Here is an 8,426-nt window from a genome sequence, read left to right as displayed (position 1 = left end):
GCGGTGGGGGCGTCCACCTCGACCTCGACGACGTCGCCGGGCTGGGCCACGGAGGAGCCGGCGGGGGTGCCGGTGAGGATGACGTCGCCCTCCTCCAGCGTCATCAGCTGGGAGAGGTCGGCCACGAGCTGGCCGAACGGGAAGACGAGGCCCTCGGTGGTGTCGTCCTGGACGAGCGCGCCGTTGACCCAGGTGCGCACGCGCAGGGCGGCCGGGTCGAGGTTCGCGGCGGCGATGACGGCGGGGCCCAGCGGGGTGTAGCCGTCGCCGGACTTGTTCTTGACGTTGGAGCCCTTGTCCGCGTGGCGCAGGTCGTAGAGGCCCCAGTCGTTGGCGGCGGTGATACCGGAGACGTACGACCAGCCCTCCTCGGGGCGGACGCGGCGGGCGGTGCGGCCGATGATCAGGGCGATCTCGCCCTCGTAGGCGAGCAGCTCGGTGCCCGCAGGGCGCTCGACGGCGTCGCCCGAGCGGGCGATCGAGGTGCCGGCCTTGATGAAGTACCCGGGGAACTGGGGGGAGCGCCCGCGCTGGGCGATGCGCGAGGGGTAGTTCAGGTGAAGGGCGAGGACCTTGCCCGGGCGGTTCTGCCGGGCCGTGAAGTCGTGCTCGGTCACCGAGGGCGTCGCGGGGAATGTGTTCTGCGTCATAGTCCCGGATCATATACGATCCGCGACGGCCGGGGAAGGGGGTCTGCGGCGTCCACCGCTCCGCCCTCGGCGGACGCCGCGGGTCGCCGGGTCCGCGCTCGCGGGGGCGGCGCTCGAGGCCTCGGCGGTGGGGGAGGCGCTCGACGGCCCGGTCGTGCTCGGCGCGGCGGAGGTCGAGGGGGCCGGGGTCGCCGTCGGGGACGCGGAGGTCGGCGTGGGGGAGGCGGAGCTCTCGGGGACCGTCGTCGGCGTGGGGGTGGGCGTGGCGGTCGGGGACGGCGTGGACTCCGGCGTCGGTGTGGCCCGGGGCGTCGAGGCGGCCCCGCCCTTGACGGGGTCGCCCAGGGAGAGCGCGGGCAGGCCCAGCACCTCGTCCAGCGGGCGCCCCCCGACCTCCAGGCGCACGTCCGGCACCGGGGACTGCGCCCGGGCGGTCTCCTGCAGCTGCGCGCGGATCCGCTGCGCCGCGCACTCGTCCTCGGCCGTCACCGTGCCGTCGAACGTGAACACCTCCGTTGACCCGTCCCGGTGGTGGCCGGTGGGGTGCAGCGTGTCCGCCGTGGCCTTCACTGCGTTCTGCAGGGCCGGGTCGCCATGCTCGCCCTGGAGGTCGGAGAACAGGAAGTCCAGCGCCGCGTCCCCGTGGTCCACGCCCGACGACGGCGCCGTGGTCACCGGCACCAGCAGGTCGTCGCAGCCGTAGGGCCGGCCCTCGAAGGAGGACGCCGCGTCCGCCCGGGGCACCGTGAGGTGCACGGTGAGCTCCTTCGGCTCGTCGAGGCCCTGGCCGGTGAGCGCGCCGCAGCCGGAGGTGAGCGCCGCCGACGTCGCCAGGACGGCCGCCAGACGGACGCGGGGGGTCGGACGGATGCGCATGGGGGCCTCTCGGGGCGGGCGGCGCGGACGGCGCCGGACGGGCGGATGCTGGGCCCAGCCTACGGGGGCGCCCCGGATAGCATGGAGCCATGCCCGTGAGAAACCGCCGTGCCGCCGCTCTGCCCGCCAAGCTCAGCCGCTCCTGGCTGCTCGTCAACGCGGCCCGTCCGGAGGACTTCGCCCCCGGCCTGGCCTCCGAGGCGGACTCCGTGATCTTCGACCTCGAGGCCGCCGTCCCCGAGGAGCACAAGGACGCGGCGCGGCAGAACGTGATCGAGGCGCTCTCCGGCGGCATGACCGCCTGGGTGCGGATCTCCGCGACCACCTCCGAGCACTGGGCCCGCGACCTCGAGGCCCTCGAGGGTCTCTCCGGCGTGCGCGGCGTCGTCCTGGCGGAGACCGAGGAGCCGGAGCAGGTCACCTTCACCGCGATGCGCCTGCGCGCCGGCACCCCCGTGATCGCGCTCCTCGAGTCCGCGCTGGGCATCGAGAACGCCACGGCCGTCGCCAAGGCGCCGGGCACCTTCCGCCTCGCGTTCGGCGTCAACGACTTCCGCAAGGACGTCGGCGTCGGCGAGGACCCCCTCGCCATGGCCTACGCCCGCTCCCGCATGGTGATCGCCTCCCGCGTGGGCCGCCTGCCCGGCGCCGTGGACGGACCCCCCGGGGCCGGCGACGACGAGGCCGCCGTGGCCGCGTCCAGCGAGGTCACGCACTCCATGGGCATGACGGGCCGCCTCTGCCTCAACCGCGGGCAGGTGGAGTGGGTGAACCGGGCGCTGTCCCCGTCCGAGGACGAGCTCACGTGGGCGCACGACCTGCTGGACAAGCACGCCGCGGGCGCCGCCGTGGGCGACGGCTCCTACCTGCCGCGCCTGCGGCGCGCGGAGAAGATCGCGGACCTCGCGGACTCCTACGGCCTCTGGAACGCCTGATCCCGCAACGCGTCGGGCGGCCGCGTCCGACGTGGGATGATGGAGGGCATCCCCTGACAGCATCGGCCGGCCGCCTCGGCATGCCCGGCCCGCGACCTGAATGAAGAGGCCACCATGAGCGACGATCGCGCGCAGTCCTTCTCCGCCTCCACCGGTGCCGCCGCCGACGACGGCGCCCGCGGCACCGGCACCACCCGCGTCAAGCGCGGCCTGGCCGACATGCTCAAGGGCGGCGTGATCATGGACGTCGTCACCCCCGAGCAGGCCCGCATCGCCGAGGACGCCGGCGCCGTGGCCGTCATGGCGCTCGAGCGCGTCCCCGCGGACATCCGCGCCCAGGGCGGCGTCGCCCGCATGTCCGACCCCGACCTGATCGACGGCATCGTCGAGGCCGTGTCCATCCCCGTGATGGCCAAGGCGCGCATCGGCCACTTCGTGGAGGCCCAGGTACTGCAGGCGCTCAAGGTGGACTTCATCGACGAGTCCGAGGTGCTCTCCCCGGCGGACTACGTGAACCACATCGACAAGTGGGACTTCGACGTTCCCTTCGTGTGCGGCGCCACCAACCTCGGCGAGGCCCTGCGCCGCATCACCGAGGGCGCGGCCATGATCCGGTCCAAGGGCGAGGCCGGCACCGGCGACGTCTCCGAGGCCGTGAAGCACATCCGCACCATCCGCAAGGAGATCGCCCAGCTCCAGGGCCTGGCCCAGGATGAGCTGTACGTGGCCGCGAAGGAGCTGCAGGCGCCGTACGAACTGGTGTGCGAGGTCGCCGAGACCGGCGCCCTGCCCGTCGTGATGTTCACCGCCGGCGGCGTGGCCACCCCGGCCGACGCAGCCCTGATGATGCAGATGGGCGCCGACGGCGTGTTCGTGGGCTCCGGCATCTTCAAGTCCGGCAACCCGGCCGAGCGCGCCCGCGCCATCGTCAAGGCCACCGCCCAGTTCGACGACCCGATGGCGGTCGCCGAGGCCTCCCGCGGCCTGGGCGAGGCCATGGTGGGCATCAACGTGGGCGACCTGCCCGCCCCGCACCGCCTGGCCGAGCGCGGCTGGTGAGTCCACAGAAGACCGTCGGCGTGTTCGCCCTCCAGGGCGACGTGCGGGAGCACGTGCACGTGCTCGAGTCCCTCGGCGCGCGTACGCGCCCGGTGCGCCGCCCCGCGGACCTCGAGGGCCTGGACGGCATCGTGCTGCCCGGCGGCGAGTCCTCCGTGATGGACCGCCTCGCCCGGATCATGGGGCTGAAGGACCCGCTCATCGCCGCCCTCCGCGACGGCCTGCCCGCCTACGGCACGTGCGCGGGGCTGATCATGCTGGCCCGCGAGATCCGCAACCCGGCGCCGGATCAGGGCGGTCTCGGCGTGCTGGACGTGGCCGTGCGGCGCAACGCCTTCGGCGCGCAGGTCGACTCGTTTGAGGAGGACCTGGACGTCCCCGCGGTCGCGGCGGAGCCGGTGCACGCCGTGTTCATCCGCGCCCCCGCCGTCGTCCAGGCGGGGGAGGGCGTCGAGGTCCTGGCGAGTGTGCCGGCGTCGCGCCTGTCCCTGCCCGCGGCGGACCCGGGGCTCGACGGCGACGCGCGGTTGCCCGTGGCCGTGCGGCAGGGCCACCTGCTGGCCACGGCCTTCCACCCCGAGGTGACTGGCGACTGGTCCTTCCACCGGGCGTTCCTCGCGGGGCTCTGAGGGGCCGGCCGGCTCCGCGCGCGACGGGCGCGGGGCTCAGGCCTCCGCGAGCACCTCGGAGGTGACGCGGACGTCCTTCTGGGGGTCCAGGCCGAGCTCGTCGGCCACAGCCGTGGCGACGGAGGACAGGGTGAGCACGCCGTCGTGCGCGTTGAGGCCCCCGGCGAAGCCCTCGTCCGCGGCCAGCGCCGCGCGCCATCCGAGGTCGGCGATGCGCTTGATGTAGGGCAGCGTCGCGTTGGTCAGGGCAGCGGTGGAGGTCTGCGGCACGGCGCCGGGCATGTTGGAGACGCAGTAGTAGATCTTGTCCCCCACGAGGTACGTCGGATCCTGGTGGGTGGTGGCCCGCGAGTTCTCGAAGCAGCCGCCCTGGTCGATCGCGATGTCCACCAGCACGGAGCCGGGCCGCATGGACTCCACCATCTCGGCGGTCACCAGCTTCGGGGCCGCGGCGCCGGGGATCAGCACGGAGCCGATCACGAGGTCCGCGTCCGCCACGGTCTCGCCGATGTTCAGGTGGGACGAGGCCAGCGTGCGCATCCGGCCCTGGTGGACGGCGTCCAGCTGCGCGAGCCGCTCGAGGGAGATGTCCAGGACGGTCACGTCCGCGCCCATGCCCGCGGCGATCACGGCCGCCGCCTCGCCGGCCACGCCTCCGCCGATCACGGCCACCCGGGCGCGGCGAGTGCCGGGCACGCCGCCCATCAGCACACCCGAGCCGCCCTGCGGCTGGAGGAGATGGTAGGCGCCCGCGGCGGGGGCCAGGCGGCCGGCCACCTGGCTCATGGGGGCCAGCAGCGGCAGGGCGCGGCCGCGGGTGACCGTCTCGTAGGCGATCGCCGTCGTGCCGGCGTCCAGGATCGCGCGCGTGCACGCAGGGGAGGCGGCCAGGTGCAGGTAGGTGAAGAGGACCTGGCCGCGGCGCAGGCGGCCGTACTCCTCCGGCTGCGGCTCCTTGACCTTGAGGACCAGCTCGGCGCGCTCCCAGAGCTCGTCGACGTCGTCGACCAGCTCGGCGCCGGCGTCGCGGTAGTCCTGGTCCGAGGCGCCGGAGCCGACGCCGGCCCCCGACTGCACGAGGACCTGGTGGCCTGCGCGCACCAGCTCCTGGACCCCGCCCTGCGTCAGGGCCACACGGAACTCGTTGTTCTTCACTTCGGTGGGCACGGCGACCAACATGCGGCGAATCTAGCCGATCCGGCCCGTTCCGGCGAGGGCGCGGGGGCCGCTGCGCGGTCGCCGATGCCGCCGTCACCGCGGTGCCCGTCCCGTCATACTGGTGCGGTGACTCCCGCGCTGATCTCCCTCGTGGCCGTGCTCCTGCTCCTGGTGGGGCTGGTGGGCACCGTGTACCCCGTCCTGCCCGGCTCGCTGCTCAACCTCGTGACGGCTCTCGGGTGGGCCGCGCTGCTGGGTTCCCCCGCGTCCTGGACGTTCGGCCTCATCGCGGCCGGTCTCGCCGTGGCGGGGCTGAGCGCGTCCGCGGTGCTCACCGGTCGGCGGCTGCGGCGTGAACGCGTCACCCGCGGCCCGATCCTGTGGGGGGTGGCCGGCGCCGCCGTCGGGTTCTTCGTGATCCCGGTGGCGGGGCTGTTCCTCGGCTTCGCCGTCGGCCTGTTCGCCTCCCAGTGGGCCCGCACCCGGGACGCCCGGACCGCCCTGAGCAGCTCGATCGGCGCGCTCACGGCCATGGGTGTGGGCATGCTCGTGGAGTTCTGCTGTGCCTTGGGCTCGCTGACCGCCGTGGGCGTGGGCGCCCTGGTGCACGGCGTCACCGCCTGAGCCGCCGGACCCTCCGCCGGTTCACCCGGCGGCGGGCACCCTGCCCGTCTGGGCGAGGGCGGCGAAGCCGAGGACGTGCTCCCGCAGCTCCTGCGCAGCCGCCCGGCCGTCCCCGGCGGCGGAGGCGGCGAGGATCCGGCGATGGTCGGCCTGCAGACCGGCGCGGACGGCCGGCCAGTCGGACAGCCCGGCCACGGTCTCGGTCACGTAGCCGATGGTCGCCTGGCGCAGGGAGTCCAGCATCATCGCCGTCACGACGTTCCCGCCCAGGGTGGCCAGCCGCACGTGGAACTCGGTGTCGAGCAGGTGGAAGTCCTCCTCCGGCAGCGCGGGGTCGTCCATCCGGTCCAGCAGGGTTTCCACCTCGGCCAGGACGGCGACGCTCTCGGGGTCGCCGGAGGTGGCGGCGGCCGCCTGCGCCGCATCGGTCTCGAGGAGCACGCGCGCGGCGACGACGTCGGCCATCGGCAGGGACCGGGTGGCGATGTGCAGGCGCAGCGCCCAGCCCAGCGCCGCGGACGGCTCGGAGACGACGACGGCGCCCGAGTTCGGCCCGGAGCCGGCGCTGGCGCGGATCAGGCCCATGGCCTCGAGCATCCGGGTGGCCTCCCGCACGGACGCCCGGGAGATGCCGAAGCGCTCGGCCAGGGTGCGTTCACCGGGCAGCTTGTCCCCCACGGCCACGGCGCCGGAGCGCAGCTCGGCTTCGAGCCAGTCGAGCACGATGGTGTAGGCGGGGGCAGCGGTCATGGGCGGACCTTCCGAGGGGGGCGGGGCGGCGACCGTCCATCCTACCGACGGACGCCGCCCCGCTCCGGTGGTGCAGGTGGTCAGCCCGCTGCCGGCAACAGCCATGCCAGCACGTTGGACTGCAGGTACACGAGCGTGCACACCGCCAGCAGGAGCACGAGCGACCACACCACCACGCGGCGCAGGATCTCGGACTCCCGACCCTCCATGCCGACCGCCGTCGCGGCGATCGCCAGGGACTGCGGGGAGATCATCTTGCCCACGACGCCGCCGGAGGTGTTGGCGGCCACCAGCAGGGCCGGATCGGCGCCGATGTTCGTGGCGGCGGTCTGCTGCAGCGTGGAGAACAGGGCGTTCGCGGAGGTGTCCGAGCCGGTCACGGCGGTGCCGAGCCAGCCGAGCACGGGGGACAGGAACACGAAGGCCGCGCCCAGGCCGGCCACCCACGTGCCCATGGCGACCGTCTGGCCCGAGAAGTTCATGACGTAGGCCAGGGAGAGCACGATCACGATCGTCAGGGCGGACCAGCGCATGCGGGCGAAGCAGCGGCCGATCTCGGCGAGCGCGTTCCCCACCGAGAGCGGGAACCGGCCGTCGTGGTCGAACCGGGAGTAGACCACAGCCATGATCAGACCGGCGATCAGCAGCAGCGTGCCGGGGGAGGCCAGCCACTCGAACTTGTACACGGTGCTCGCCAGGGGCGCGCCGGAGGCGTTGACGAGGTGCCCGTCGAGCCCGGGCCACGGGATCTTCGCGGTGACGGAGTTCAGGGCCGCGGTGATCGGGGGGACCAGCTTGGCCAGGGCGAACACGGCCACGACCACGATGTAGGGCAGCACGGCCATGAAGATCCGGCCGGGGGTGAGGTCCTGCGCCGCCGCGCGGGCGGGGGCGTCGAGGCGCTGGCGGGCCTCCTCGGCGCCGCGAGGCCGCCAGAAGCGCAGCAGCAGGACGGCGGCGGCGAGGGAGACCAGGGAGGCCACGACGTCGGTGAGCTCGTAGGAGAAGTGGGTCGAGGCCAGCCAGATGGCGACGGCGAAGCTCGCGCCGATCACGATCAGTGCCGGCCACGTCTGCCGCACGCCACGCAGCCCGTCGATGATGAACACGAGCAGGAACGGCACGAACACGGCCACGAACGGGGCCTGGTGGCCGACGATCGCGCCGATGTGCGAGGCGGGGATGCCGGTGAGCGTGCCGGCGGTGGTGATGGGGGTGCCCACGGCGCCGAAGGCCACGGGCGCGGTGTTCGCCAGCAGCACGGCGGTGGCCGCCCGCAGCGGGGGCACACCCAGGCCGAGCACCATGGTGGCCGTGATGGCCACGGGGGCGCCGAAGCCGGCGAGGGCCTCGAGCAGGCCGCCGAAGCAGAACGCGATGAGCACGGCCTGGATGCGGATGTCTCCGCCGCCGAGCGAGTCGAAGATCGCGCGCATGTCGTCGAATCGCCCGGAGAGCACGGTGACCTGGTAGAACCACAGCGCCATCACGACGATCCAGACGATCGGGAACAGGCCGAAGGTCGCTCCCTGGGCGGCGGCCAGCGCCGCCAGGTGGGCCGGCATGTGGAAGCCCAGCACGGCCACGAGCAGGGCCACCACGAGCGCGGCGAGGCCCGACTGCCAGGCCTTGAGGCGCAGGCCGAGGAGGGTGGCGAAGAACGTCAGCAGGGGCAGGACGCCGAGCGCGGCGGAGAGCGCGACGCTGCCGGCGGCATCGGGGGTGGGGGTGAAGGTGTGCACGGG

Annotated in this window: 9 protein-coding genes; 4 read left to right on the top strand and 5 right to left on the bottom strand. The window is 74.1% G+C overall.

The genetic code is table 11. The features are described 5' to 3' along the window. Together MHY29_RS10075 and MHY29_RS10070 are read right to left on the bottom strand one after the other, a co-directional pair. Positions 1-650: fumarylacetoacetate hydrolase family protein (locus MHY29_RS10075; RefSeq protein WP_239240893.1), on the bottom strand; the 650-nt coding region annotated here is incomplete at its 3' end. A gap of 9 nt (positions 651-659) precedes the next feature. Beyond that, positions 660-1,526: a hypothetical protein gene (locus tag MHY29_RS10070; protein ID WP_239240872.1), complete on the bottom strand. Its 867-nt coding sequence runs from the start codon at positions 1,524-1,526 to the stop codon at positions 660-662. Positions 1,527-1,615: 89 nt separating this feature from the next. On the opposite strand from MHY29_RS10070, the gene MHY29_RS10065 reads away from it, so the two are divergent. The 3 genes from MHY29_RS10065 (at position 1,616) to pdxT (ending at position 4,149) form a co-directional block, all read left to right on the top strand. Beyond that, entirely contained in the window at positions 1,616-2,461 is an 846-nt protein-coding gene (locus MHY29_RS10065; protein WP_224356330.1) for a CoA ester lyase, read from the top strand. 114 nt (positions 2,462-2,575) lie between these two features. Continuing rightward, positions 2,576-3,520: a pyridoxal 5'-phosphate synthase lyase subunit PdxS gene (pdxS, locus tag MHY29_RS10060; RefSeq protein WP_224356331.1), complete on the top strand. Its 945-nt coding sequence runs from the start codon at positions 2,576-2,578 to the stop codon at positions 3,518-3,520. Then, the gene (gene pdxT, locus MHY29_RS10055) at positions 3,517-4,149 is read left to right on the top strand and encodes a pyridoxal 5'-phosphate synthase glutaminase subunit PdxT (protein WP_224356332.1); all 633 of its coding nucleotides are present in this window, start codon (positions 3,517-3,519) and stop codon (positions 4,147-4,149) included. The genes pdxS and pdxT overlap by 4 nt, the downstream gene beginning before the upstream one ends. Before the next feature lie 36 nt (positions 4,150-4,185). On the opposite strand, the gene ald is transcribed toward pdxT, so the two are convergent. After that, positions 4,186-5,328, bottom strand: a complete 1,143-nt coding sequence (gene ald / locus MHY29_RS10050; RefSeq protein WP_224356333.1) for an alanine dehydrogenase — start codon at positions 5,326-5,328, stop codon at positions 4,186-4,188. A 105-nt stretch (positions 5,329-5,433) separates the two neighbouring features. Between ald and MHY29_RS10045 the strand changes: the two genes are divergently transcribed. Continuing rightward, positions 5,434-5,931, top strand: a complete 498-nt coding sequence (locus MHY29_RS10045; RefSeq protein WP_224356334.1) for a DUF456 domain-containing protein — start codon at positions 5,434-5,436, stop codon at positions 5,929-5,931. Between the two features lie 21 nt (positions 5,932-5,952). Here MHY29_RS10045 and MHY29_RS10040 read toward each other — a convergent pair whose 3' ends face one another. Both MHY29_RS10040 and MHY29_RS10035 read right to left on the bottom strand, forming a co-directional pair. Beyond that, positions 5,953-6,681, bottom strand: coding sequence for a FadR/GntR family transcriptional regulator (locus MHY29_RS10040; RefSeq protein ID WP_224356335.1), 729 nt, complete (start codon positions 6,679-6,681; stop codon positions 5,953-5,955). A gap of 80 nt (positions 6,682-6,761) precedes the next feature. After that, positions 6,762-8,423 (bottom strand): L-lactate permease, encoded by a 1,662-nt coding sequence (locus MHY29_RS10035; protein ID WP_224356336.1) that lies wholly within the window; start codon positions 8,421-8,423, stop codon positions 6,762-6,764. Positions 8,424-8,426: the final 3 nt, after the last annotated feature.

The sequence above is a fragment of the Micrococcus sp. ACRRV genome (genome assembly GCF_022346985.1).
Classification (GTDB): Bacteria; Actinomycetota; Actinomycetes; order Actinomycetales; family Micrococcaceae; genus Micrococcus; species Micrococcus porci.
The sequence above is the reverse complement of the archived record's forward strand: the minus strand, read 5'-3'. Positions and strand labels throughout refer to the sequence as shown.

Bases quoted from the DNA above. Each gene is read 5' to 3' on its own strand.
- MHY29_RS10070 (WP_239240872.1), bottom strand. From the start codon at position 1,526: ATGCGCATCCGTCCGACCCCCCGCGTCCGTCTGGCGGCCGTCCTGGCG.
- MHY29_RS10065 (WP_224356330.1), top strand. From the start codon at position 1,616: ATGCCCGTGAGAAACCGCCGTGCCGCCGCTCTGCCCGCCAAGCTCAGC.
- pdxS (WP_224356331.1), top strand. From the start codon at position 2,576: ATGAGCGACGATCGCGCGCAGTCCTTCTCCGCCTCCACCGGTGCCGCC.
- ald (WP_224356333.1), bottom strand. From the start codon at position 5,328: ATGTTGGTCGCCGTGCCCACCGAAGTGAAGAACAACGAGTTCCGTGTG.
- MHY29_RS10040 (WP_224356335.1), bottom strand. From the start codon at position 6,681: ATGACCGCTGCCCCCGCCTACACCATCGTGCTCGACTGGCTCGAAGCC.